The sequence below is a fragment of the Kribbella shirazensis genome, assembly GCF_011761605.1.
GTDB classification, from domain to species: Bacteria; Actinomycetota; Actinomycetes; order Propionibacteriales; family Kribbellaceae; genus Kribbella; species Kribbella shirazensis.
In genome coordinates this window covers 1,923,849-1,948,400 of record NZ_JAASRO010000001.1, presented here as the reverse complement: position 1 = coordinate 1,948,400, position 24,552 = coordinate 1,923,849, and the positions used below count along the sequence as shown (strand labels likewise).

The window sequence follows — 24,552 nt, the reverse complement described above, 5'->3', positions numbered from 1 at the left end:
GTGGCCGAGGCCACACCAGCAGCCGCACTGGTTCGATCGTCGCACCCCTGGATGCTGGAGGATGCGCACATGCCCATCTTCAAGCGGCCCACTCTCAAGCGTCGCCGCCGGAGCGCCGTGGAGGCCGACCCGATCGGCGCGTTCTGGTCCTGGTGGTCCAGTACCGGCGCCGGCACCGTCGCGGACGCCGTCGCCCGCCGCGAACCCGCCGCCGCGAACGAGGAGCTGAGCGAGCGGATCGCGCGCATCCACCCCGACCTGGAGTGGGAGCTCGGCCCCGGGCTGCACGCCGAGCACGTGCTGATCGTCACCGCCGCCGGCAACCCGGACCAGCGCGCGGTCGCCCGGCGCTGGCTGCGCGGCGCCCCGCCGTCCGACCGGACCTGGGAGTACGCCGACCTGCGCCGGCCCGGGCCCGCCGTGACGATCTCGTTCGACGGGCTGCCCCCGGTCGCGATCGACGAGTCGGTGGTGTCGATCGAACCGGACGCGGCCTCGGTGCACGTCGGCGTGCACCATCCGGCGTTCGCGTCGCTGTCGGTGGACGTGCAGCGGCGGATGACGTTCCTGATCCTCGACCTGGTGCTCGGCGAGGAGATGGTGGAGACGTGGGTCGGCGCGATCGACACGCTGCCGGAGGCCCCGTCCGGCGCCGTACCCGTCATGGAGTTGTTGCCGGCAGTGGCCGGGTTCGCGGCCGAGCACACGCTCGAGGACGGCAGCCCCGCCTGGAAGATGCTGGAAGGCACGCGCGACGGGCAGCGGGTGATCGCGACCGCGGAGTACCCGCTGCGCTCGATCCGCCGGCCGCACCTCGACACCCACGTCGCCGTGTCGATCCGGTACCCCGTCGTACGGGAGGACGGGCTGCCCGAGGCAGAGATGCTCGACGAACTGCGGGCGTTCGAGGACCACCTGACCGATCGACTGGGCGGCTCCGGCAACCTTCTGGCCCACGAGACCTCCGCCGGCACCCGCATCCTGCACTACTACATCGACGGCACGACGCCCGCCGACGCCCAACTCCAGGCCGCCACCACCGGGTGGCCGCACGGCAAGGTCACCGTCACCACCGCGCCCGACCCCGCCTGGCACAACGTCGCCCACCTCGCCGGCTGATCCGGATGCAACCCCGCGGGCAGAGATTTTCGTCTTGAGGGGGACATGGAGAGTGGAGGCGCGGATGGTGGAGCGGGACCGGGCGTTTGCCGAGTTCGTGGAGGTGGCGAGTCCATCGCTGCGGCGGACGGCCTTCCTGGTGTGCGGAGACCGGCACAAGGCGGATGACGCCGTCCAGGACGCGCTGTACAAGCTGTACCTCGCCTGGCCGAAGGTCCAGCGGGTCGGGAACCCGTTCGCCTATGCGCGCCGCATGGTGGTCAACGCGGCGCACGACGGCGGGCGACGGCCCTGGCGGCGCGAGGTCTCGATCGCCGAGGTACCGGACTCACCCGGACGCGACGACTTCGCGGCCGGGCACGCCGAGCGGGACGTCGTACTCGAGGCCCTTCGTGCGCTCGGGCCGCGGCAACGCGCCTGTGTGGTGCTGAGGTACTACGAGGACCTCTCGGTCGAGCAGACCGCGGAGATCCTCGGATGCTCCGAAGGCACCGTGAAGAGCCAGTCGGCGCGCGGCCTCGAAACTCTCCGACAGGCCATCGACCGGGCGCAGCCCAAGTGCCAGGCGCTGTGAAGGAGAACACCATGGATGACGTACGCACGGTCGCCGAGGAACTGCACCGGCTGGCCGAAGCCGAGCAACAGGACCCGATCGACACCGCACAACTACTGGCCCGCGGCCGCCGCGGCCTCCGGCGCCGCCGGCTGCTGGGCGCCGGCGGAGCGCTTGCCGGCGTCGCTGCGATCGCACTCGCCGCGAGCTTCCTGCCGAATCTCGGGACGAGCACAGAGCCGCTGCCGGTTGCAGGTGGCGACAACTCGCTCTTCGAGCCGGTTCCTGGTGTTCCCCGCGGAGAGGAGTCGGCTGGGCAGAAACTCACGGCGGAAGAGGCCACCCGCCGCTGCGACCTGCGGTACCCGGTGCACAAGGGCAAGTCGTTGCCGCGATCCGGCACCTATTGGTCCGGACGTTCGGCGACGTACTCGTCGAGGGGCGACTTCGCGGTGTGCATCGTCCCCGGAGGGGACAAGCCGTCGGCCGCGCTGATCGCCGCCGCCAAGAGGGATCCGATGCCGACGACGGCCGCGGGGCAACTGCGGAACTGTTCGGTCCAGGCCTGGGTCGACCTGACCAAGTGGCACGTCGTGGCGGTCGACCGGTCGACGCGGCTGCGGACGACGATGCTGATCGCGGTCTCGCCGACCGGCCGGAAAGCGATCGCCTGTCAGCTCGATGCGGCCCTGCCGGTCAGCGGGCAGGAGTTCAACAACTCCCAGTTCCTGACCTTGGGCTCACTCGACGAGAACGACCCTGTCACCTCGGCCGGGAAGGGTTCGAAGCACGCGGACCTGTTCGCCGGCGGGGGCGGTGGCGGCGGCTTCTGCCCGGAACGCTCGTGCACGAAGAACTACTTCTTCACCGGCTGGGGACGGGTGGCGTCCAACGCCACGACGGTCAAGTTGCAGATGGGCAGCGACCCGGCCCACGTGGTGCCGGTCACCGACGGCTGGTTCGCCCTCACCTACGTGAGCAAGGCCGATCACAGCACCGTGAAGAATCCGCCCACGATCACGGCGTACGACAAGCGTGGCAAGGTCGTGAAGGTCGTCCAGCGCTGATATCGAATTGGTCCTGCCCCGGAGACCTCGGGGCAGGACCAATTCGTTACCCAACCAAACAGGTCCGTCGCCGGTCCAACACCTCGGCAAGAGCACATCTGCGGAGGGGGAAATATGAAGCGACTGCGAGCAGGGCTGAGTGTGATCGCGCTGGCCGCCGGGTTGAGCGCTGGGCTGGGCGCGGGAGTTGGCGCGGGGGTTGGCCAGGCGACCGCGAGTACGACGGGGGCGGGGGCGAGTACGGCGTACTGCGGCCTGAATCTGGGGTCGGTGACCGCCGGGGGTGACCAGACGACGCAGCGGCTGACGGGGGCCAAGCCGCCGACCGCGGGCGCGCGGGCCGTCGTACCGAACCTCTACACCGACGGCGCGGTACGGATGAGCGGCTCGTTCATCACGCAACCGACGGCGACCGGCAGCCTGCGGTCCGGGCGGGTGGTGCTCGGGGACACGATGTATCAGCACTGGATCGAACTCGACAAGGCCGGCAAGGTGACGTCGTCGGAGCTGGCCCGGATCGGCGGCGGGTGGAGCAAGTTCGTCGACCACGAGACGTCGGTGTTCAACGACAACCCGACGCACCCGCGGAACTACGAGTACGCCCTGCGAGCGGACGGCGTACTGTTCCGCTGGGTCGTCGGAGACAACGGCAGCTGGAAGTCGTACGGGTCGGCGCCCGGGTTCTCCGCGGTGAAGTCGATGACGCTGATCAGCAAGGCCGCGGCGTACGACACGTTCCTCGCGAACACCCGCGGCGGCGCGCTCTACACCATCCGGATCCCGGTCAACACGGCGATGAAGCCGGTCGTCACGAAGGTCCGGGCGGCGACCTGGCAAGGGTTCGAGACGCTCGTCGCCGGGGCGTGCGGCAACTACGGGACTGTTGTCGCAGGCATCGACAAGGACACCAAGTCGGCGTACCTCTACACCTTCGGCCACGCGGACGGCGCGAAGACGTCGATCACCGGCCACGGCAAGGTCCCCGGCACCTTCGCCGACCCGAGCTACTTCCGCTGGGCCCCGCCGGTGAAATCGGACTGGCTGTTCGGCGAGTGACACAGGGTCTGGCGCGCATTCCCCACAGTGCGCGCCAGTTCCCTCCATCGCACGGCAGCTGAGCGCAGGAGCGCGCAAACCCACGGCGAGCCCAGGCGACTCGCAGCTCGCCATGCTCCCACCCACCGGCGCGACTCGGCGTACTGTGCGTCGACACACCCGCCCGTGGGACTGGCCACGCTTGCGTCGCCCCAATCGGCTTTCCCTGCGACTTGTCCCTGCCGTGCTGGGCGCCGCTCTCCCCCGACCTTAGGTCCGGACGCTCTCTTGACGTGCTCATTCGAGCTGTGCGTTCGAGCTCGCCGAGGGCCTGCTGGGAGATGGGGACCTAGCGTCTCGTCGGCGGTATCGACCTTCGTGTGCCCATCGCCTTGTGGTCGTACTGCGGCACTGCCCGCGCCTTCCGGTCTCCCGATTCGGCACCAGCAAGGCTCCGATCGTCCATCCGCGGCAGTCGCGCGCACCCTCGCATCGGGCCCGTTTCAAGACCCAGCACCCGCGGCCGGCGAGGCGCGAGCTAATCCACGATGATCGTGGGGGTTGGGCTTGGGCTTTGCCCCACTACACGCGTCGTCGGTCGCCACGGTCGATCACCACGAGCGGACCTCGACCTGCGGGACGCGGCTCAGCTACGGGCCGGGCGCCGGTGAGATCGGGTGCGTACCGGTGTGGTCGACGATGAAGCGGAATCCGTGGGGGCTGATCCATTCGATGCCGCCGCTGGGCAGGCGCCGGTTACGCCAGCCGCCGAAGGTTTTCGCGCGGTGGTGGAGCCGGCTGTGCGGTATGAGGTTGTCGACGCTGGTCTGCCCCGGCTTGCCCGGCGGGCCTGTTCGACCAGGTCGGCCCGATGGCTCGGGTGGGCCGGTGCGATCGCGTGAGCCGGTGCGGCCGGGTGGTCCGATCTTGGAGTGTTTGTACGGCGTGATGTGGTCTTGGTCCATCGAGACGGTGGCCTCGGCGGTGCCGTAGGGGAACATGTCGACGGGATGGCGGAGCCGGACGCGTTCACGGATCCGATCCGGGATCTCGTAGCTGTGAACACTGACCTGATCGTGCAGATCGATCACTGGCTTGACGACAACCTGGTCGTGTCCGAGCAGCTCGGTCAGTTGGCTTGCGAGCATCGGTCCGAGTTCCTCGACGCGGAGTACGCCGTTGCCGGTGGCAAGGGTCTTGTCGGTGAGGTGGACGTACAGGGTGTGCCGGTTCCGCCGGCTCCGTCCATCACTGCCCGCGCCGAGACCGTGGCGGTAGGCGTCGCGCTTGATGGCGGCCAGGCGGGCCTGCAGCGTGCCCGCCAGGACCCGTCGCGTGAACCGGGCATCGCGATCCGCATCACCATCGGCGTCACTGCCGACCACGCCGTCGACCGGCGTGGAGACCCCGCCGTCGAACGGCTCGCCGGACGGATCGTTGGCCAGGTCATCGACTAGGTCATCGGCGCAGTCGGTGGCGCAGTCGGTGGCGGAGTGGCTGGCGGAGTGGCTGGCCGGGCGGTGGTTGCGGTCGGCCGGGGGTGTCGCGGCGATGTCGCCGGCGCGTGGGTCTCGGGCGGCGTCACGGCTGCGTGTCGGGGCATCGTGGCACTTAGGCCCGGCCATCCCGCCGCGGCCCTCCCAACCGTCACCACAGCCATCGTCCCACCGGCCGCCACCCCAGTTACCTCCGCTGCCTTCTGCTGCGCGATAGCCGACTCGATCCCTGCCGGTTTCCTCGACGCCGTCCGGCGTGGCTCCCGACGCCTCTTGCCGAAACTCTTCTGCTACAGGGGAAGCATCGGACGACATGGCGGTGCCGGGCGTGTCGGCGGTATCGGCGGTATCGGACCTGTCGGTGGGCGTGGGTGTGGTTTGGGTGTGGGCGAGGTCGCGGGCGGTGTTGAGGAGTTGTTGGGCGGCAGCGGGGTCGGCGATCCAGTCGACGGCTTCGGCGCGGCGCTGGTCGAGGGGGTCGGTGTCGCCCAGCACGGCTAGCGCCCAGGCGAGGTCTTCGATGGTGGCGTCGAAGCGGATCGCGGCGCCGGACGCGGCACGGATCAAGATCCGTTTGGTGCCGTGCTCGTCGGACTGGGCGACAAACACCCCCCGGGACTTGGCCGCGGCTTCGGCGGCCGCGCGGGCCTGGTCGGGGTCGGCTTCCCAGACCGCGGCGGTGACGATGGACCTCAGTCTGCCCGGGGTGAGGGTGTTCACGATCCCGGCGACTCGGCGGTCCACGATCGCGGCCGCGTCCAGGGACAGGGTGAGGCAGGCGTGGGCGATCTTGCGGGCCCGCCAGCTGACCGCGTGTCCGGACAGCACCGCGGCCCAGACCCGCGGGAGCCGGTGCCGCAGCGCCAGCGCTTCCCCGATCAGTGCGGCGGCGGCGCCGCTGGAGATGCCGATCACGGCACCGAACTCGACCGGCGCGAACTCGGCCACCCCCGGACAGCCCTCACCGCCGTACACCACCAGCCGCTCACACCCCGGCAGCGGCTCGTGGTCTTCCAGCACGGCGTTGCGGTCGGCGAAGGCCAGCGCGGCCCGCAGGATCCCTACCGCGGCGTGTTCTTGATCCTGGGCGTACTCGGCGGCCGCGGCCAGCAGGTCACGGTCGCTGAGCTCCTCCAGACCAGTCTCGAACATGTGTTCTATTGTATGTCACGAAACGATCACGGCCAAATCCACAGACGCCGGAACCTCTTCTATTTAAGGCGAATCTCCGATCGGTTCCTCTGCGTGTTGGGCCAACCCGTTGAATGTGCTTCAGAAGCACGATGACATGGATGCGACTACAGCGGCGGACGCGGGTGCAGTGGAGCAGCCAACGCTGCCATCGGTCGTTCGAAGGCGCGCTGTCAGCGCTCAGCGGACAAATCGGCGGTGAGGGCACCGCGTGGGCGAACCACAGCGCGTCCAGGAAGGCCGGCCGCGGGGCGATGATCTGCGAGGAACCGTTGGCCGCAGAGCGGGGCGGTCGCACGGGTGGGTGGGAGCGGCGCGCAGCACGGCGAGGAACGAGCCGCGCGAAGCACCGGGTGGGTCAACCACAACCCCTTCCAAGCAGGCCAACCCCCGGGCCGATGACCAACGAGGAACCGTCGGCCGCAGCACATGGCAGTCGCACGGGCGGGTGGGAGCGGCGCGCAGCACGGCGAGGAACGAGCCGCGCGAAGCACCGCGCGGGTTCAACCACAACCGCTTCCAGGCAGGACCGATCACGAGGCGATGACCTGCGCAGAACCCCACAGCCGCAGGACATGGCAGTCGCACGGGCGGGCGGGAGCGGCGCGCAGCACGGCGAGGAACGAGCCGCGCGAAGCACCGCGCGGGTCAACCACAACCCCTCCCAGGCAGGACCGATCACGAGGCGATGACCTGCGCAGAACCCCACAGCCGCAGGACATGGCAGTCGCACGGGCGGGCGGGAGCAGCGCGCAGCACGGCGAGGAACGAGCCGCGCGAAGCACCGCGCGGGTCAACCACAACTTAGTCAGCTCAGGCGGTGCGGCGTTTTAGGGTTGCTGCGCCTAGGCCGAGAGCCGCGAGGATGAAGCCGGCTACGACCAACGTGTCGCCTCCTGTGCCAGTAGTGAAGCCGTTGCCTTTGGCAACCCCCAGCACGGCGTCTACTGCATAGGACAGTGGCAGTACGTCGCTGATCGCCTGCAGGACCGTCGGCAGTTGCTCGCGTGGGACGAGCAAGCCGCACAGCAGGATCTGCGGAATCATCACGGCCGGCATCATCTGCACAGCCTGGAACTCCGTGGCTGCGAAAGCGCTGGCGAACAGACCGAGCGCCGTACCGAGCACACCATCGAGTACGGCGACCACACCCAACTGCCACGCCGCGCCCTGGATGTCCAGATCCAAGAGATACAAGGCGATCGAGACAACCACCACCGCCTGCACAACAGCGATCAGTGCGAACGCCAGCGCGTACCCGAGCAAGAAGTCCAGCTTGCCCATCGGCATCGTGAACAGCCGGGACAGCGTGCCGGTCGACCGCTCGCGCAGCGTCGCGACCGAGGTGACCACGAACATGATGATCGACGGGAACACCGCCAGCAGCGGCCCGCCGATGCGGTCGAAGACCATGGGCGAGTCGTTGAACATCCACCACATCAGGCTGACCAGCAGCGCCGGCAGCACGATCAGCATCGCCACCGTCCGGTGGTCCCGCCGCAACTGGGCCAGCACCCGAGCTGCTACGGCAAACGTCACGCGCGGTGTCATCGCGCACCAGCCTTCCGTTCGATCAGCGTGAGGAACGCCTTCTCGAGGTCGTCGGTCCCTGCTGACAGCAGCAGGTCCTGTGGTGTGTCGTCGGCGAGGAGCTCCCCGTCGCGCATCAGCAACAGACGGTCGCAGCGGGACGCCTCGTCCATCACGTGGCTCGACACGAGCAACGTCGCACCGGCGTCGGCGAGCTCGTGGAAGAGGTTCCACAGGTCGCGACGCAGCACCGGATCCAGTCCGACCGTTGGTTCGTCCAACACCAGGAGCTCCGGACTGCCGAGGAGTGCGGCCGCCAGCGACGCACGGGACCGCTGACCGCCGGACAGCTCGTCGACCCGGTCGTCCGCGTGCGACGCGAGGTCGACCGCGTCGACCACCCGCTCCACGTCGGACGACGGGACCCCGAGGACAGCCGCGAAGAAGCGCAGGTTCTCGGTGACGGTGAGATCGCCGTACACACTGGGCTCCTGCGTCACGTAGCCGATCCGGCCGCGCAGCTTCGTTGCACCGGCCGGCAGCCCGAGGACCGAGACGTCACCGGTCACCCGCGCCTGCAGGCCGACGATGGCGCGGATCAGCGTCGTCTTGCCGCAGCCGGACGGCCCGAGCAAGCCGGTCACCGTCCCGGCCCGGAGGTCGAACCCGACCCCGTGCAGGACCTCCCGGTCGCCGCGCACCACGACGACGTCATGGCAGCTCACCGCGTTTTTCATCATATGATGAATTTAGCGCGGCGATACCCGATGTGCAACAGCCGGATTCAGACGACGGCGTACCCCGTGGTTTCGCTCAACGCGCCCAGCGAAGGATCGCCGTACCGCTCCCGCAGCGCACCGAAGCGCACCACCTTCTCCGCCCCGAACCGCGCGACCTCACGGGCATACGTGTCACCCGACAGGAACACCGGCGGCGTGCGCTTGCTGTGGAACTTGTCGGCGTACAGGACCAGCTCCTCCTCCGGCGTCCGCGGCACGTAGTCGTCGACCGGGATCGGCAGCGACTGACGCAGTACGTCGTCCCGCGTGATCCCGACGCCCGTGTGACAGGACGCGAACCGGCAGATCTCGACCGGGAAACCGAGCGACGCCAACAACGAGTGCCCGAGTACTCCGTGCCGCACGTACGGTGACGACTCCAGGCGGTAAACCCCGATGTCGTGCAGTAGCGCGCCGGCGCGGACCAGGTCGGTGTCGAGGTCGAGGCGGGCGAAGAACTGCTCGGCCAGCGAACACACCAGCCGGCAGTGCTCGTGGACGATTTCGAACGCCTCGCGGCTCGGCGCGTACTCCCGGTGCAATGCACGGATCTCGGCGTCGGTCGGGATCTCCATCAGCCGGTCACGTACTGCTGGATCGCCGGCGAGATCCGGTCGACGAGAGTCTCCAGGTCGGCGGCGGCGACCGGTTCCAGTTCGACCACGTACCGCGTGAGCGCGACTCCGATCATGTGACTGGCGATCAGCCCCACCCGCAGCTTGGCGTCGGGGGGCTCGAGGAACTGCGAGACGGGCTCGAGGATCATCCGCGTCATCCCCTCGCGCATCAGCCGCGCGACCTCGTCGCTGGTCACGACACTGCGCAGCATCGCCTTCATCCGCTGCTGCCCCTCGTCCGACTCCCAGACGCCGAGGAAGACGGCGACGATCCGCCGTCCGAGGTCCTCGCGGGTACCGTCGAGGATCCGCGCGGCCACGACCCGCGGGTCCAGTGGCAGGGCCATCGCCTCGATGAACAGCTCGTCCTTGCTGCCGAAGTAGTGGTGCACGAGCGCCGCGTCGACGCCGGCCTGGCGCGCGACCGCGCGGATCGACGTGGCCGCGAATCCCTTGTCCGCAAAGGATTCCCGGGCCGCCCGCAGGATCTCACCGCGGGTGTCCGGTCCCCCCGGACGGCGTCCCGGCGTACGGCGGGACACGGTCACGGAGTCAGCTCCGAGATCTCCCCCTCCGGGGTGACCGCGAACGACGTACGACGTGCGGCGGTCGTCCGGACGAAATGCTTGCGGGTGAACTCGAGCGACTCGACGAGGTCGACCTCCCGCTCCGAGCGCGAGGTGGCCCGCCGGGTGTTGATCTCGATGATGATGTGACCGCGGAAGTCCTGTCTCGCGAGCCCCGACAGCAGGTCCGCGGCGCGCTGGGTCCCGCGGCCGGGCACGAGGTGCTCGTCCTTCGCGGAGCCGGTGCCGTCGGTCAGGTGCACATGGGTGAGGCTCTCGCCCATCGTCGCGGCCAGCTCGACGCAGTCCTGCCCGGCGGTCGAGGAGTGCGACAGGTCGAGGGTGGTGTGCGCGTAGCTCTGCTCGGTCGGGTCCCAGCTCGGCGCGTACGCCTGCAGGTCACGGCCGGGCGCGCGCCACGGGTACATGTTCTCCACCGCCAGCGTCACGCCGGTCTCGGCCTCCAGCCGGGCGATCCCCTCGACGAACCCGCGCGCGTAGTCCCGCTGCCAGCGGAACGGCGGATGGACGACGACCACGTCGGCGCCCAGCTCCTTCGCGGCCTCGGCGCTGCGCTCGAGCTTGCTCCACGGGTCTGTCCCCCAGACGCGCTGCATGATCAGCAGGGTCGGCGCGTGGAGCGCGAGCACCGGAAGCTGGTGGTAGTCGATCAGTCGCTGGATCGCGTCGATCTGAGTACTCAGCGGGTCGATCCCGATCATCACCTCGACACCGTCGTACCCGAGCCGGGCGGCCAGCTCGAAGCCGCTGGCGGTCGACTCGGGATAGACCGAGGCGGTGGACAGGCCGATCTTGGCGGTCGTACGGGAGGTCATCGGTTCACCGGGGTTGCAGCTGGTCGAGCCGGGACAGGATGACACCCTCGCGCAGTGCCCACGGGCAGACCTCGAGCGCGGGCAGGTCGAAGAGGTCCATCACGGCGTCGGCAACCAGCGCGCCGGCGGTCAGCTGGGACGCGCGTCCGGCCGAGACCCCGGGCAGCGAGGCCCGCTCGGCGGCCGACATCTTGATGAGCTTCGGGATCCACTCGTTCAGGTCGTCCCGGTTCAGCGTGCGCGGTACGTACGGTCCGTCGGCGGACGGTGCCGCTCCGGTGATCCGGGCCAGCGAACGGAACGTCTTGCTGCTGGCGACGGAACGCTGCGGCCGGCCGGCCCGCAGTACCGGACCCGCGACCGCGGCCATCTCCAGGCGGATCCGGCGGCGCAGCGCCTTGACCTCGTCCTTGTCCGGCGGGTCCGCGGTCAGCCCTTCGCGGGTCAGCCGGCCCGCGCCGAGCGGCACCGACACCGCCACGGTCGGCTGCTCGTCCGACCCCGCGGCGATCTCCAGCGAGCCGCCGCCGATGTCGAACACCGCCAGGCGGCCCGAGGACCAGCCGAACCACCGCCGTACGGCGAGGAACGTCAGCCGGGCCTCGTCCTCGCCGCTGAGCACCTCGAGCATGATGCCGGTTTCCTTCTTGACCCGCTCCAGCACCTTCTCGCCGTTCGGCGCCTCGCGCAGCGCTGACGTGGCGAACGACAGCACCGACTCGCAGCCCTTGTCCTCGGCGAGCTCGACCGCTTCCTTGGTGAAGGCGACCAGCCCGTCGGCGCCGGACTGGTCGATCTTGCCGTCCTTGTCCAGGTGCTCGGCCAGCCGCAGCTCGGTCTTGTGCGAGTACGCCGGCAGCGGCGCGGCACCACGATGCGCGTCCACCACGAGCAGGTGGACGGTGTTGGATCCCACGTCGAGTACGCCGAGCCGCATACCCTCACGCTACTGGACTCCGAACCGGACCGGCCATTTACCATGACCGAGACCGCGCAGATCCGGCCCGCCGTTCACGGTGACGGTGTTGTGGCGCGTACGCTTTCCAAGTGCCTGAGGTTTCGCTCGACTTCCCCCGTGCCTGGGTCGAGTTCGTCGACCCCGACGACCCCGACCAGGTCTTCCGCTGCGACCTGACCTGGCTGACGTCCAACTGGACCTGCATCTTCGGCGGTGGTTGCCAGGGGATCTACAAGGGCCGTCCGAACGACGGCTGCTGCACCCTCGGTGCGCACTTCTCCGACGCCGACGACGAGAAGCGCGTCAAGCGCTACGTCAAGGAGCTCGGCAAGGACGACTGGCAGTTCCGCAAGGAGGGTCGCACCAACGGCTGGGTCGAGACCGACGACGAGGGCGAGCGCAAGACCCGGGTCTGGGACGGCGCCTGCATCTTCCTGAACCGGCCTGGCTTCCCCGGCGGCGCCGGCTGCGCGCTGCACGGGCTGGCGCTGAAGCGCGGCGTCCATTTCGTCGAGACCAAGCCGGACGTCTGCTGGCAGCTGCCGATCCGGCGGACGTTCCGCGAGGTGGAGCGGCCGGACGGTACGACGTACACCGAGGTCGGGATCCAGGAGTACGACCGGCGCGGCTGGGGACCGGGCGGGCACGACCTCGACTGGTACTGCACCGGCAACACCGAGGCGCACATCGGCGTCGAGCCGGTGTTCGAGTCCAGCAAGGTCGAGCTGCAGACGCTGATGGGTCTCAAGGCGTACGACGTACTCGCGGACCTCTGCCGCCAGCACCTGGAAGCCGCGCGGCCCCTGCTGCCGCATCCGGCCTCGAAGTAGGCCCGCGACACACCCTGGCTGTCAACTGTCGGTGCGGGGCGCAACAATGGCAGGCATGCGTCTGGATCATCTGTCGTACGCGTGCGGACCGGATGGCTGCGCGGCCACGCTCGAGCGGCTCTCGGAGCAGCTCGGGGCGGAGTTCGTGGACGGCGGGGTGCACCCGCGCTTCGGCACGGTGAACCACGTCCTCCCGCTGGAGAACGACCGCTACATCGAGGTGGTCGACGTCCTCGACCACCCGGCGTCGGACAAGGCGCCGTTCGGTCAGGCGGTCCGCGCCCGCAAGGAGCTGGGCGGTGGCTGGCTCGGCTGGGTGGTGGCGGTCCGCGACATGGAGGGGATGGAGAAGCGCCTCGGCCGGCAAGCGGTCCCCGGCAACCGGCACCGCCCCGACGGGGTGAACCTGACCTGGCGGCAGATCGGCGTGAAGGGCCTGATCGCCGACCCGCAGCTGCCGTTCTTCGTGCACTGGGACGACCTGTCCGAGCACCCGTCGATCGGCGGCAAGGACATCAAACTGACCGGGCTCGAGATCGCCGGCGACCCGCACCGGGTCACCGACTGGATCGGCCACCCCGCCGACCACCTGCTCGACGACCTCGAGGTCACGTGGGCAGGCCCCAACGGCCAGCCCGGCCTGGTGGCCGCCGTCTTCAACACCCCGAACGGCGCCGTCCGGATCTAATGGAGGTTCTCGAGCTCCGTCAAGGAGGTCTCGAGGTGGGTGAGCATGTGCTGCAGATGCGGGACGGTCCGGCGGCAGCCGATCAGGCCGAAGTGCAGCTGGTGGGCATAGCTGGTGACGCTGATGTTGAGGGCCTGACCGTTGAGGACGATGCTCGCGGGGTAGAGGCCCAGCAGGCGGGAGCCGTTCCAGTAGAGCGGGCTCTCGGTGGGGCCGGGGACGTTCGAGATCACGACGTTGTACGGCGGCGTCGTACGGCCGGCCACGCCGGGAAGGACCGCGGCGGGTCCGGCGACGCCGAAGCCGAGGGCGCCGACGATCAGGTTCTGCAGCGGGCTGAGGCCGGACAGGACGCTCTTGGCCTGAGTGGTGGACGCCATGATCCGGCGGATGCGCTTCTCCGGGTCGGCCTCGTCGGTGGCGAGGTCGGCGATCAGCGTGGCCAGCGAATTGCCGCCGCCCGGGCCACTGCCCGGTCCACTGTCAGTCGTACGCAGCGACACCGGCACCATGGCCGTCAACGCCTTGTCAGGCAGCGCGTTCAGCTCGAGCAGATAGTTGCGCAGGGCCCCTGAACACATCGCCAGCAGTACGTCGTTGAGCGTCGCGCCGGTGATCGCCCGGACCTTCTCCAGCCGCTCGATCGGCCACGACTGCGCCGCGAACCGGCGTGCCCCGGTCACCGGCTGGTTGAGGATCGTCCGCGGCGCCTGGAACGGCATCGTCGAGTGCAGCAGGCTCTTCAACCCGGCCGGAGGCAGCCCGGCCAGCTCGGCCAGCAACCGCCCGGCACCACCTACAGCGTGCACGGCGGAGCCGAACGTCCGCCCAGGAACGCGGCCGATGGCCGCAAGCAGTTCCGCCGCGGTCGGTATCCCGCCGAGCCCGGCCCCGGCGGCCCCGGCGGCCCCCGCTCCCGACGCCCCGCCTGGCAGCGCGAAGGTCGCGGGCATGTTCGTCCGGGTGGAGTCGGTGGTGAGCGTCTCCTGCATCCACCGCAAGGCTGTGACGCCGTCGATCATCGAGTGGTGAATCTTGCTGTAGATCGCGAACCGGCGGCCCTCGACGCCCTCGATCAGGTGCATCTCCCACAGCGGGCGGTGCCGGTCGAGCAGCGTCCCGTGCAGACGGCTGGTCAGCTCGAACAGCTCGCGGTACCGCCCCGGGCGAGGCAGCGCGGACAGCCGGACGTGGTACTCGAGATCGATCTCGTCGTCCTGTTCCCACGACCAGTAGCCGAGGTCCGGCAGCCGGTTGCGCACCCGCCGCGCGAACAGCGGGTTCACCCGCGGCGCCGCCACGAGTTCGTCGTACAGCCGCGAAACGTAGTCGCGTGAGCGTTCCGGGAACACGTGGTCCCGCCCGGCCCCTTCCGGAAGCTCGAACAACATCAGCCCACCGACGTGCATCGGCTGTTCCCGGCTCTCACCACCCAGGAACATCGCATCCAGCGGCCCCACCACGCTCATGACCTCATCTTTGGTCAGGCGTGGGCGGGCCGTCCACCCCCGTCAGTCGAGCGGGCGGTAGTTGATGCCGAGCTTCTCGATCCGGGACAGGTGCGGGCGGAGGCGGGCGAGGAACTCGTCGTACGAGACCTTCGGGGAGCCCCATGCGCGTTCGGCGAAGGCGGACAGGCGCGGGAGCAGCATGTAGCCGACCTGCTCCGGGCCCTCCATGTACTCGGTCCAGATCTGGCACTGCGTCCCGACGATCAGCGCCTTCTCCTCGTCGGTCAGCCCCGCCGGGATCGGATCGAAGTCGTACACCTTCTCGAGCGGGATGTTGCCGCCGATCGCCAGCGGCTCGGTCTCCGGGTCGCCCTGGTAGTAGTCGAAGTACACCGACTCGCACGGCGCCATCACGACCTCGTGCCCGGCCTTGGCCGCGACCACGCCGCGCTGCGCGCTCCGCCACGCCATGATGACCGCGTCCTTCGGGCAGTCGGTCTCGACCATCTCGTCCCAGCCGACCAGCCGGCGCCCCTCCTCGGCCAGCACCTCCGCGACCTGCGCCGTGAACCAGCCCTGCAGCTGACCCGGCTCGTCCAGCCCGAGCTCCGCCTGCCGCTTCCGCGCCTCCTCCGACTCCGCCCACTGCACCGACGGGCACTCGTCGCCACCGAGGTGGACATACTGCGACGGGAAGATCTCCAGCACCTCGCGCAGCACGGTCTTCACGAACTCGACCGTTGCGTCGTTCACGTTCAGCACGTCGTCGCTGATCCCCCAGTACTGCCGGACGGTCAGCTGCTGGTCCGGGTGGTTCCCCAGCTCCGGGTACGCCGCGATCGCGGCCTGCATGTGCCCGGGCAGGTCGATCTCGGGGACGACGGTGATCCCACGCTCCGCGGCGTACGCGACGATCTCGCGGAGCTCGTCCTTGGTGTAGAACCCGCCGTGCCGCGTGCCGTCGTACTCGAACTCCGTCTGGCCGTGCGACATCTTGCCGACCATGGTCTCGGCCCGCCACGCGCCGACCTCGGTGAGCCTCGGGTACGCCTCGATCTCGACCCGCCAGCCCTGGTCGTCGGTGAGGTGGAAGTGCAGCACGTTCAGCCGGTGCAGCGCGAGCACGTCGATGATCTTGAGGACGAAGTCCTTGGGCATGAAGTGCCGCGCGACGTCCAGCATCATCCCGCGCCAGCCGAACCGCGGCGCGTCGGCGACGTGCGCCAGCGGTACGGCGACCTTCCCGTCCTCGACGTCTTCGGCCGACTCGACCAGCTGGGCGTACGTCGTCTCCGCGTGCCGGAGCGCGTCCTCGGAGCCGGCCGTCAGCCGCGCGCCCTCGGTGGTGATCTCGATGCGGTACTCCGTCGCGTCGAGGTTCTCGACCACGTCCCGGACGGCCTCACCGACCGGGTCGGCCGTGATCCACCGGCCCTCGTGCAGGGTGAGTTCACGCGGGGCAGGGACGATCGCGATGTCGGACATCCGGACTCCAGGAGGCGCGGTGTGAGTTACGTCGGAACGATCCTATAAGCGCGTGGAAATGCGCGGAAGTCGACTACCGAGAGCAGTGGTGCGCAACCGAAACGCAGCTGCCTTCTGCGTCAGGTTCATGAGAGGGTTTGCTCGTGACAAGCGAGCGACAGCGGACGACGCTGCGGGTTCTGGTGGCGAGCAATGCGCTCGGCGGAGTCGCGACGGCCAGTGGATTCGCGGTCGCCGCGCTGCTCGCGGAGAACGTCTCCGGGTCGACGTCGATGGCCGGTCTGGTGGCCACCTCGACCACGCTCGGCGCGGCCGTTCTCGCCGTACCGCTGGCCGGTCTTGCGCGTTCCCGTGGCCGACGGGTGTCGCTGGCGACGGGCTATCTGATCGCCTGCGCCGGCGCGGCACTGACCATCGTCGCCGCACAGGCCGGGTCGCTCGCACTTCTCCTCCTGGCGGGCTGCCTGTTCGGCAGCGGCTCGGCCTCGAACCTGCAGTCCAGGTACGCCGCGACCGACGCCGCCGACCCGAGCCGCATCGCGCGGTCGCTCGCCATCGTCGTCTGGGCCACCACGATCGGCGTGATCGTCGGCCCGAACCTGACCGGCGTCGGCGGCACGGTCGGCACGTCGCTGGGCTTCCTCTCGCTGGCCGGTCCGTACGTGTTCTCGGTCGTCGCTTTCGGCCTGAGCGCGGTCACGGTCTGGCTCGGCATGCGCAGCCAGGTACGGCCGGGCAAGGTGGAACGCCAGCCGCTGGCCGAGACGTTCCGTCAGGTCGTGAGGATCCCGCATGCACGCCTCGGGCTGCTGGCGATCGCCACGGCCCACGCGGTGATGGTCGGCGTCATGTCGATGACCGCGGTGCATCTGCGGCACCACGGCGCCTCGCTGACCATCGTCGGTTTCGTCATCAGCGGTCACGTGGCCGGCATGTACGCACTGTCCCCGCTGACCGGCTGGCTGGCCGACCGGCTCGGCCGGATCCCGACCATCGGCATCGGCCTCGGCATCCTGGCCGTCGCGATGACACTGGCCGCCGTGGCGCCGGACGACGCGCACACCCTCACAGGACTCGCGCTGTTCACGCTGGGCCTCGGTTGGTCCGCCTGTCTGGTCGCCGGGTCCGCGCTGCTGTCCCAATCCGTCCCGGACGGCATCCGTACGTCGGCGCAGGGTCTGTCCGATCTCACCATGGGCATCCTGGCTTCCCTTTCGGGCACAGCTGCGGGACCGGTGCTGGCCTACTTCGGTTTCCACTGGCTGGCGGTCTGCTGCGGCATCCTGCTGATTCCGGCAGCGCTGCTCGCCGCAACGACCAAGCAGGCAGTCGTTAAGGTCTAGCGGTGTGAGCATCACCGACGGCGGGATCCCGAGCCCGAACATCTGGCACCACCCCAAGGTGTACGAGATCGAGAACCGGGCGGTGGACCCGAACGGTGTGATCGAGCCGGCTATGCGGGCGATCCGGGACTGGACCGGCGCGACAGTGCTGGACATCGGGTGCGGGACCGGGTTCCACCTGCCGATGTTCGCAGCGACGGCCGGACAGGTGATCGGCGTCGAGCCGCACGGCGCGCTGGCGGAGGCAGCACAGCGACGTACCCGTGCCTTGCCGAACGTCGAAGTACGGCAGGGTACGGCGCAACGCCTGCCGGTGCCGGACTCGTCGGTCGACGTGATGCACGCGCGGTGGGCGTACTTCTTCGGGCCGGGATGCGAACCCGGGCTGGCCGAGCTGGACCGGGTGATGCGGCGCGGCGGGACCGCGTTCGTGATCGACAACGACGGGAGCCGGTCGACGTTCGGGCAGTGGTTCAGTGCGTCGTACCCGATGATCAAGGCGCCCGAGGTGGAGCGGTTCTGGACCGACCGGGGCTGGCACCGGACGCCGCTGGACATGGGCTGGCGGTTCGAGAGCCGCGCCGACCTGGAGGCGGTGGTGAAGATCGAGTTCACCCCGAAGGACGCGCGGCGGATCCTTGCCTCGCACACCGGCGTCGAGGTCGACTACGCGATCAACCTGTGGAGCAAGACCTTCTGACGACACTCTGTCGTCTGCGGACGAACCTCCGGTCCCCATAGGGTTCTTGGGATGGACGGACTGCTGCTCGATCACGTGCCGGGGCTGCCAGGGCGGCTTCGGATCGACGTCGGTGAGCAGCGTGCGGTCGTGGTTCCGCAGGCCGCCGACCGTCGCCGGCTGGCCGACATCGTGACCGGCTTGGAAGCCCCGCCGCCCGGTGCGATCGTGCTGGCCGGCGGGCCGGTCCGGCTCGTCCCGGCCGAGGGCGGGCTGCTCCCCAATCTCACTGTGCTCGGCAACGTCATGCACGGCCACCGCACAACGCGGGCCATCACCAAACGGGCGGCCCGCGAACAGGGCAGGGTCCAGGCTGTTGGCTGTGGTCTCGAGGACGTCCTGAACCGCTACCCGTACGAGATCACCCCGGGCCGTCGCCGTCTGGCCGGAGTGGCCCGGGCACTCGGCGCCTATCCACGGGCGATCGTGCTGGAGGACGCGAGCGGCCTGCCGACCTGGGGATCGCTCCTCTCGATCCGCCCGAATCCTGACCTCGCCTCGGTGGCACTGCTACTCATCACGACCAGCACGACACGTACTACCGGATTCGACGATGCTCACTAGTCGACGAGCGTTCCTGGGGACGGCGGGCACACTCATGCTGGCCGGCTGTTCGAGTGACGTGCTCGGACTACGCCGTGCGGTGCGTGTGGCCGTCAGCTGGAGCGGCCAGGAACTGCGCGCGTTCCACAAGGTCCTGACCGGCCTGGGGACGTTGAGCTACCCGGTCGAGGTCGTACCGCTCGGCGACGACATCTCCACCGCCTTCGGCGCCCGCTCCGATCGGCGGCCGGACATCCTCATGCTGCCGCAGCCAGGGCTTGTCCCACGGCATCTGCAAGACCTGGAGCCGATGCCGAACGACATAGGGCCGCTGGGCCAGGCACGTCTGTGGAAGGACCTGTTGGTCCACAACGGGACGACGTACGGCGTGCCGTTCAAGACAGCGCACAAGTCGGCTGTCTGGTACCGCCCCTCTGCGTTCCGGCAGGCCGACGTACAACCGCCGCAGCACTGGGCGGAGTGGCTGGCGTTGAACCGGACGCTGACCCAAGCGGGCGTAACACCGCTGTCGCTGGCCGCAGGTGACGGCTGGGTGCTGACCGACTTCCTGGAGAACGTCCTGCTCGGGATCGCGCCGTCCGTGTACACAGCGCTCGCGGCAGCGACGAGCCCGCGTCCGTCGGAGCAGCCGCAGTTCGGTGCCGCGCTCCGGCTGCTCGGACAGCTGTGGTCAGCGCCTGGCGTCCTGGCAGGTGGGGTGAAGACGTCACTCGTGCAGCAGTTCCCGGACGCACTGGTGGAGGTGTTCGGGCATCGCAAGGCAGCGATGGTGCTCGCATCCGACTTCGCGGAGCCGGTGGTGCGCTCGTTCGCCGCGGATCCCAACGATATAGGCCTTTTCACCTTCCCGCAGATGTCGGCAGGGGCCGCGGCGCCTGTGGTGGTGGGGGGCGACGTGATGGTCCTGACGAAGCCCACCTCGGACAACGCCCGTGATCTGGTACGCCGGCTCGCCGCACCGACCGCGCCGGATCCGTGGATCTCCGAGGGCGGGTTCCTGGTCGACGGGCGGACGACCGGGTACTCCCCCGAGCTCACCCGGCTCGCCGAGCAGCTCGTGAAGCCTGGTGAGCAACCACAGTTCGACCTGTCCGACCGGCTTGGCCGGCTGGGTGACATCAATGGCCTGTGGCGGGTGCTGACCGACTTCCTGATCGCGGTGGACGGCCGGCCTGACAAGGTTCGGACCGCCGCGGATGCGGCGATGAGCGACCTGCTGACGTTGGAGGAGGGCTGATGGGCCTGCAGACCAACGGCCTGTCCCTCGAGGTCGTCGGCCGCGAGATCACCGGCCGCCCGGTGCAGGGCAAGCCACGCCGTCCCGCCGCACCGTACTTGCTAGGGCTGCCCGCGTTGCTGCTGAGCTGCCTGCTCCTGGTGCCGATCGGGGTGACCGTAACGAGAGCGTTCACGACGCATGACCGGTTCGGGCTCGGCAACTTCGCGGTGATCCGCGACGCCGCCGCACAGCACGCCATGGTCAACAGTGTGCTGTGGATCCTGGTCGCGTTCGGGACCGTGGTAGTGGGATTCTTCCTTGCTCTGTTGAGTAATCGGCTCCCTGCGGTCAGCACGGTCCTGCAGCCCGCACTGGTGATTCCGTTCGCGGTTTCGGTGCTGGCGTCAGGCGCCACGTTCCGGATGATGTTCGACCCCACACCTGAGCGCGGCACGATCACAGCGGTCTGGACGGAGCTGTCCGGCTCCAGTCCGGTCTGGCTGGGCCCTGGGCTGTTCTGGCTGGTCCTGATGTCCGCGTTCGGCTGGACGTGGCTCGGGTACGTCGTGTCGCTCTTCCGCGTCGGCCTGGACGCGATACCGGACGACCTGACCCGGACCGTCACGGCCGAGGGTGTGAAGGGCTGGCGGCGCCTGTGGGCACTGGAGATCCGGCTCCTGGGGCCGATCGCCGGTGTGGTCACGCTGACGCTGGTCATCGCGGCTGTGCGGGTGTTCGACCTGGTGCTGATCGTCGTACCAGGATCCATGCAGCAGTCCGCCGACGTACTGGGGCTGAACTGGTGGCGGGCGACGACGTCCAGCGGCGACTCGGGGCGTACGGCGGCGCTCGGTGTCGTCCTGTTCGCGATCGTCGCGGCGGTGGGGCTGATTGGTGTCCGTGGACTGCGGCGGCGCCGGTGGGCCATGCCGGTGACCGTCGTACGGCCCGACCCGTCGCTGGGCCGGCCGAAGCCGGGCCGAGTGGTACGGCGGCTCGGCTGGTTCATCGGGTTCGCGGTAGCACTCGTGTGGATCTTTCCGGCCGTAGTACTCGTTGCCACGGCACTGCACTCCCCACGGGAGGCCGGACTCCGCGGTTGGTGGTCGCCGTCGGGACTCGGGTTCTCGTCCTTCGTCGCGGCGGCGAACGTCGGGTTGGTGCGGGCGTTGCTGTCCACGCTGTTCATCGCGGCTGCCGCCACCGCCGTACTGCTCGTGATCGCTGTGCCGACGGCGTACCTGGTCGCTTGGGGCGGCCTGCCGACACGGCTCGGGCGCATCGTGATGGGTGTCTTCGTAGTGCTTGCTGTGACGCCCGTGCAGATGTACGCCGCTCCGCTGCGAGATGCGATCGACTCAGCAGGACTGGCCGGGTCGCGGGTCGCGCTGGCACTAGTACATGCGGCAGCTGGTCTGCCGTTCGCCGTTCTCCTGCTGCGATCCGCCTTCGCATCCGCACCACCTGCGTTGGTGTCGGAGGCGCTGCAGGGTCCAGTGCGTCAGAGCGCCGTACTGGCGACTGTGCAGCGGACCTACCGGCCCGCACTGGTTGCTGTTGCGGTCGTGGAGTTCGTACTGGTGTGGAACGACTTCATCGTCGGGTTCCTGATCAGCGGACCGGGTACGACGCCGCTGTCCTTGGTGCTGTGGGGTGAGGCGCGACAGTTCTCCACGTCAAGCGGCCCGGTCGCGGCTGCGGCCACGGTCGCGTCGGTAGGACCAGTGGTGCTCATGCTGGCGTTGTGGCGGACCGTGGTGCGCGGGCTGACCACGGGGAGCCGGCCATGAGCGACAAGCGGGAGGAGGATCAGCAGACCGGGCTGACCCGCGACATCTCCCTGGCCGCCGGCGCGGTCGCCACCGGACTCCTCACCGATCTGACCTCGCAACTGCTGGGCGAGACGTACGGAAAGAGTGGCCTCGTGAAGTGGGTCGGCTTCGGCGTGACCTTTCTGCTTCTCGTCGTCCTGGCGCTGCAACTGGTTTCGCGCTACCGGCGCGCACGGCGGCGCAAGCAACGGGAGACCAGCGAGCTGCACGCAGCGGCCGAAGAGGCGGAGCAGTGGATGATCGCGTTCGGCTCCGGCTCCGGCGGCATGGCCGCTGCAGAATGGTTCACCCTCAACGAGGACTGGCTCCGCAGCCTGGTCGCGACCGAGAAGCCCACGACCGAGTCGCTCGACGACTTCGCACGGATCTGCGACGCCCTGGAGGTCTGGTACGTACGTCGGCCCGACGCGGACGCGCTGCTTCAACTCAGCGACCTCCTGAGCGCCGCAGCGGAGGCATGCGGTAGCCGTGGCCTCGCCGAACTCGCAGCAGCCCGGGCAGCAACGGCGTACCGGATGCTGGGCGACCTGGACACCGCCAGCACCAGGCTGGGCATCTCGGACAACATCGCCACCAACGGACGTACTGCGGCCGCGCTGAAGATGCGACGCCAGGTGGAACGGGCCCTGCTCCACCTGGCCACTGCCGAACGGGCACCAGCCGGCAACGACCGCGAGGAGGCCGTCCTGAACGCACGGGACCGGCTGGACGACGCCCGGCTCCTCCGTCCCGGTCCGGACCTCGCAGCCGATGTAGCGATCTCCGTCAACCTCGCGGTCGTACAGCTGTACCAACACGACGCCGAGGGCGCGCTGGAACACCTACGGCCGGCACACGCCCGCGCAAAAGCGGCCGGCGACGTGAGCGGTGAGGCCCACGCTCTGGAACTCATCGGCGTAGCCGCCTGGATGCAGCGCAACCCGCACGAGGCAATCAGTCGCTGGAAGCACGCCGCCCACCTGTACGCCGAGATCGACGAACGCGAAGGCCACGCGCGCTGTCTGCAGCATCTCGGCTCCGCACACGTGGTGGACGGCGACCTGGACGCCGCACTCGAGTTGCTCGAGCAGAGCGCGCTGCTGCGCACCTCGGAGAGCGAGATTCTCACCCGGTACCTCGACGCCGCGCGCAAGACCTCCGAACCGCCGGTGGTCGACGACGACCCGCCGCGCCGTACTCCGGTCACCTGGCTGAAACGTGCCTTCAGGCGTTTTGTCGGCGGCCTCAAATAGGTTGGTCCCCATGGCGAAGGCGGCGACTCAGGCGAAGGGCAAGCCGGCGTACGCGTGCTCGGAGTGCGGATGGACCTCGGCGCGCTGGATCGGGAGGTGCGGCGAGTGTCAGGCGTGGGGCACGGTCGCGGAGGTCGGCGCGCCCAAGGCCGCGCGAATCACCGCCGGGCCGGTGTCGTCGCCGGCGATGCCGATCGCCAAGGTGTCCGCGATCGAGGCCGAGTCCCGTGCGACCGGTATCGGCGAGCTCGACCGGGTGCTCGGCGGCGGCGTGGTGCCGGGCGCGGTGATCCTGCTCGCGGGTGAGCCCGGCGTCGGGAAGTCCACGCTGCTGCTGGAGGTCGCGGCGCAGTCCGCGCGCGGCGGCCAGCGGACGCTGTACGTGTCCGGCGAGGAGTCGGCTGCCCAGGTGCGCCTCCGCGCCGGGCGGACGGACGCGCTCGTCGACGACCTGTTCCTCGCCGCCGAGACCGACCTGGGCGCGGTCGTCGGCCAGGTCGACGCGGTCGAGCCGTCGTTCCTGGTGATCGACTCGGTGCAGACGATGGCGCACCCGGAGGTCGACGGCGCGCCGGGCGGGGTGACGCAGGTCCGCGAGGTGACCGGCGCGCTGGTCCGGCTCGCCAAGGAGCGGAACATCGCCGTCGTGCTGGTCGGCCACGTGACGAAGGACGGCGCGATCGCGGGCCCGCGGATGCTCGAGCACCTGGTCGACGTGGTGCTCGCGTTCGACGGCGACCGGCACTCCGGGTTCCGGATGGTGCGCGCGACCAAGAACCGGTTCGGCCCGTCCGACGAGGTCGGCTGCTTCGACATGGTCGACACCGGGATCGTCGAGGTCACCGACCCGACCGGGCTGTTCGTCTCCGAGCACGCCGAGCCCGTGGCCGGCACCTGCGTGACGGTGATGATGGAGGGCCGCCGTCCGCTGCTGGCCGAGGTGCAGGCGCTGGTCGGTCCGTCCGCCGCGCCGCAACCGCGCCGCACCACGTCCGGGCTGGAGTCGTCCCGGGTCGCGATGGTCCTCGCCGTACTGGGGAACCGGGCGGGCCTGAAGCTCACCGACCAGGAGGTGTACGTCGCCACCGTCGGCGGGGTCAAGATCACCGAGCCGGTCGCGGACCTGGCGGTGGCGATCGCGGTCGCGTCCTCGGTGATGGACAAGCCGATCCACCCCGGCCTGATCGCGATCGGCGAGGTCGGCCTGGCCGGGGAGGTGCGGCGTGTCGGCGGCCTGGAGAAGCGGCTCGCGGAGGCCGCCCGGCTCGGGTTCACCAAGGCGATCATCCCCGCCGACATTCCGAACCGCAGCCGTGAGGCCAAGCCGATGGACATCCAGAAGAAGTACGGCCTGCGCACCTTCGCCGCCCCCGACCTCCGCTCCGCCCTGAGCGCCGCCGGGCTGGCCTGACGTACCCTTGG

22 protein-coding genes are annotated in these 24,552 nt (G+C 69.6%); 13 read left to right on the top strand and 9 right to left on the bottom strand.

Translation table 11 applies throughout. The features are described 5' to 3' along the window. Window positions 1-69: 69 nt before the first annotated feature. From BJY22_RS09565 to BJY22_RS09550, 4 genes are all read left to right on the top strand, one after another. Window positions 70-1,119 (top strand): DUF695 domain-containing protein, encoded by a 1,050-nt coding sequence (locus BJY22_RS09565; protein WP_167205393.1) that lies wholly within the window; start codon window positions 70-72, stop codon window positions 1,117-1,119. 64 nt (window positions 1,120-1,183) lie between these two features. After that, window positions 1,184-1,693, top strand: coding sequence for a SigE family RNA polymerase sigma factor (locus BJY22_RS09560; protein ID WP_167205391.1), 510 nt, complete (start codon window positions 1,184-1,186; stop codon window positions 1,691-1,693). An 11-nt stretch (window positions 1,694-1,704) separates the two neighbouring features. Continuing rightward, entirely contained in the window at window positions 1,705-2,739 is a 1,035-nt protein-coding gene (locus BJY22_RS09555) for a hypothetical protein (protein WP_167205389.1), read from the top strand. Between the two features lie 114 nt (window positions 2,740-2,853). Continuing rightward, window positions 2,854-3,795 carry a hypothetical protein gene (locus BJY22_RS09550; protein WP_238350328.1) on the top strand — a complete coding sequence of 314 codons (942 nt, stop codon included), beginning with the start codon at window positions 2,854-2,856 and terminating at the stop codon, window positions 3,793-3,795. A 629-nt stretch (window positions 3,796-4,424) separates the two neighbouring features. Here the strand turns inward: BJY22_RS09550 and BJY22_RS09545 are convergent. The 7 genes from BJY22_RS09545 to BJY22_RS09515 all read right to left on the bottom strand — a co-directional run bounded on the left by BJY22_RS09545 (window position 4,425) and on the right by BJY22_RS09515 (window position 11,726). Then, on the bottom strand, window positions 4,425-6,422 hold the full coding sequence (locus BJY22_RS09545; protein ID WP_167205387.1) for a DUF222 domain-containing protein: 1,998 nt from the start codon (window positions 6,420-6,422) through the stop codon (window positions 4,425-4,427). 852 nt (window positions 6,423-7,274) lie between these two features. Further along, entirely contained in the window at window positions 7,275-8,000 is a 726-nt protein-coding gene (locus BJY22_RS09540; RefSeq protein ID WP_337758434.1) for an ABC transporter permease, read from the bottom strand. Between the two features lie 8 nt (window positions 8,001-8,008). Continuing rightward, window positions 8,009-8,731 carry an ABC transporter ATP-binding protein gene (locus BJY22_RS09535; RefSeq protein ID WP_167205384.1) on the bottom strand — a complete coding sequence of 241 codons (723 nt, stop codon included), beginning with the start codon at window positions 8,729-8,731 and terminating at the stop codon, window positions 8,009-8,011. Window positions 8,732-8,775: 44 nt separating this feature from the next. Beyond that, window positions 8,776-9,345: an HD domain-containing protein gene (locus BJY22_RS09530; RefSeq protein WP_167205381.1), complete on the bottom strand. Its 570-nt coding sequence runs from the start codon at window positions 9,343-9,345 to the stop codon at window positions 8,776-8,778. Then, window positions 9,345-9,935, bottom strand: coding sequence for a TetR/AcrR family transcriptional regulator (locus BJY22_RS09525; protein ID WP_337758432.1), 591 nt, complete (start codon window positions 9,933-9,935; stop codon window positions 9,345-9,347). Before BJY22_RS09525 ends, BJY22_RS09530 begins: the two co-directional genes overlap by 1 nt. Then, window positions 9,932-10,789, bottom strand: a complete 858-nt coding sequence (locus tag BJY22_RS09520; protein WP_167205379.1) for a sugar phosphate isomerase/epimerase family protein — start codon at window positions 10,787-10,789, stop codon at window positions 9,932-9,934. Before BJY22_RS09520 ends, BJY22_RS09525 begins: the two co-directional genes overlap by 4 nt. Window positions 10,790-10,793: 4 nt before the next feature. After that, entirely contained in the window at window positions 10,794-11,726 is a 933-nt protein-coding gene (locus BJY22_RS09515; RefSeq protein ID WP_167205377.1) for a Ppx/GppA family phosphatase, read from the bottom strand. Window positions 11,727-11,836: 110 nt separating this feature from the next. On the opposite strand from BJY22_RS09515, the gene BJY22_RS09510 reads away from it, so the two are divergent. Together BJY22_RS09510 and BJY22_RS09505 are read left to right on the top strand one after the other, a co-directional pair. Further along, window positions 11,837-12,577 carry a DUF3109 family protein gene (locus tag BJY22_RS09510; protein WP_167205376.1) on the top strand — a complete coding sequence of 247 codons (741 nt, stop codon included), beginning with the start codon at window positions 11,837-11,839 and terminating at the stop codon, window positions 12,575-12,577. Between the two features lie 55 nt (window positions 12,578-12,632). Continuing rightward, the gene (locus tag BJY22_RS09505; protein ID WP_167205374.1) at window positions 12,633-13,265 is read left to right on the top strand and encodes a VOC family protein; all 633 of its coding nucleotides are present in this window, start codon (window positions 12,633-12,635) and stop codon (window positions 13,263-13,265) included. On the opposite strand, the gene BJY22_RS09500 is transcribed toward BJY22_RS09505, so the two are convergent. Together BJY22_RS09500 and BJY22_RS09495 are read right to left on the bottom strand one after the other, a co-directional pair. Next, window positions 13,262-14,734, bottom strand: coding sequence for a WS/DGAT/MGAT family O-acyltransferase (locus tag BJY22_RS09500; protein ID WP_167205372.1), 1,473 nt, complete (start codon window positions 14,732-14,734; stop codon window positions 13,262-13,264). The genes BJY22_RS09505 and BJY22_RS09500 overlap by 4 nt on opposite strands. A gap of 42 nt (window positions 14,735-14,776) precedes the next feature. Then, window positions 14,777-16,201, bottom strand: coding sequence for a beta-N-acetylhexosaminidase (locus BJY22_RS09495; RefSeq protein ID WP_167205370.1), 1,425 nt, complete (start codon window positions 16,199-16,201; stop codon window positions 14,777-14,779). A gap of 143 nt (window positions 16,202-16,344) precedes the next feature. Between BJY22_RS09495 and BJY22_RS09490 the strand changes: the two genes are divergently transcribed. Genes BJY22_RS09490 through radA form a run of 7 tightly spaced genes read left to right on the top strand, consistent with a single transcriptional unit; the run spans window position 16,345 to window position 24,541 of the window. Beyond that, a complete protein-coding gene (locus tag BJY22_RS09490; protein WP_337758429.1) occupies window positions 16,345-17,544 on the top strand; it encodes an MFS transporter in 1,200 nt (399 codons plus the stop codon). A 4-nt stretch (window positions 17,545-17,548) separates the two neighbouring features. Further along, window positions 17,549-18,244, top strand: coding sequence for a methyltransferase domain-containing protein (locus BJY22_RS09485; RefSeq protein WP_167205366.1), 696 nt, complete (start codon window positions 17,549-17,551; stop codon window positions 18,242-18,244). 51 nt (window positions 18,245-18,295) lie between these two features. Continuing rightward, entirely contained in the window at window positions 18,296-18,847 is a 552-nt protein-coding gene (locus BJY22_RS09480) for an ATP-binding cassette domain-containing protein (RefSeq protein ID WP_167205364.1), read from the top strand. Then, window positions 18,837-20,084 carry an ABC transporter substrate-binding protein gene (locus BJY22_RS09475; RefSeq protein WP_167205362.1) on the top strand — a complete coding sequence of 416 codons (1,248 nt, stop codon included), beginning with the start codon at window positions 18,837-18,839 and terminating at the stop codon, window positions 20,082-20,084. Before BJY22_RS09480 ends, BJY22_RS09475 begins: the two co-directional genes overlap by 11 nt. Next, window positions 20,084-21,856, top strand: a complete 1,773-nt coding sequence (locus BJY22_RS09470; protein ID WP_167205360.1) for an ABC transporter permease subunit — start codon at window positions 20,084-20,086, stop codon at window positions 21,854-21,856. Before BJY22_RS09475 ends, BJY22_RS09470 begins: the two co-directional genes overlap by 1 nt. Next, window positions 21,853-23,130: a tetratricopeptide repeat protein gene (locus BJY22_RS09465; RefSeq protein WP_167205358.1), complete on the top strand. Its 1,278-nt coding sequence runs from the start codon at window positions 21,853-21,855 to the stop codon at window positions 23,128-23,130. Before BJY22_RS09470 ends, BJY22_RS09465 begins: the two co-directional genes overlap by 4 nt. Before the next feature lie 10 nt (window positions 23,131-23,140). Next, window positions 23,141-24,541, top strand: a complete 1,401-nt coding sequence (gene radA / locus BJY22_RS09460) for a DNA repair protein RadA (protein WP_167205356.1) — start codon at window positions 23,141-23,143, stop codon at window positions 24,539-24,541. Window positions 24,542-24,552: the final 11 nt, after the last annotated feature.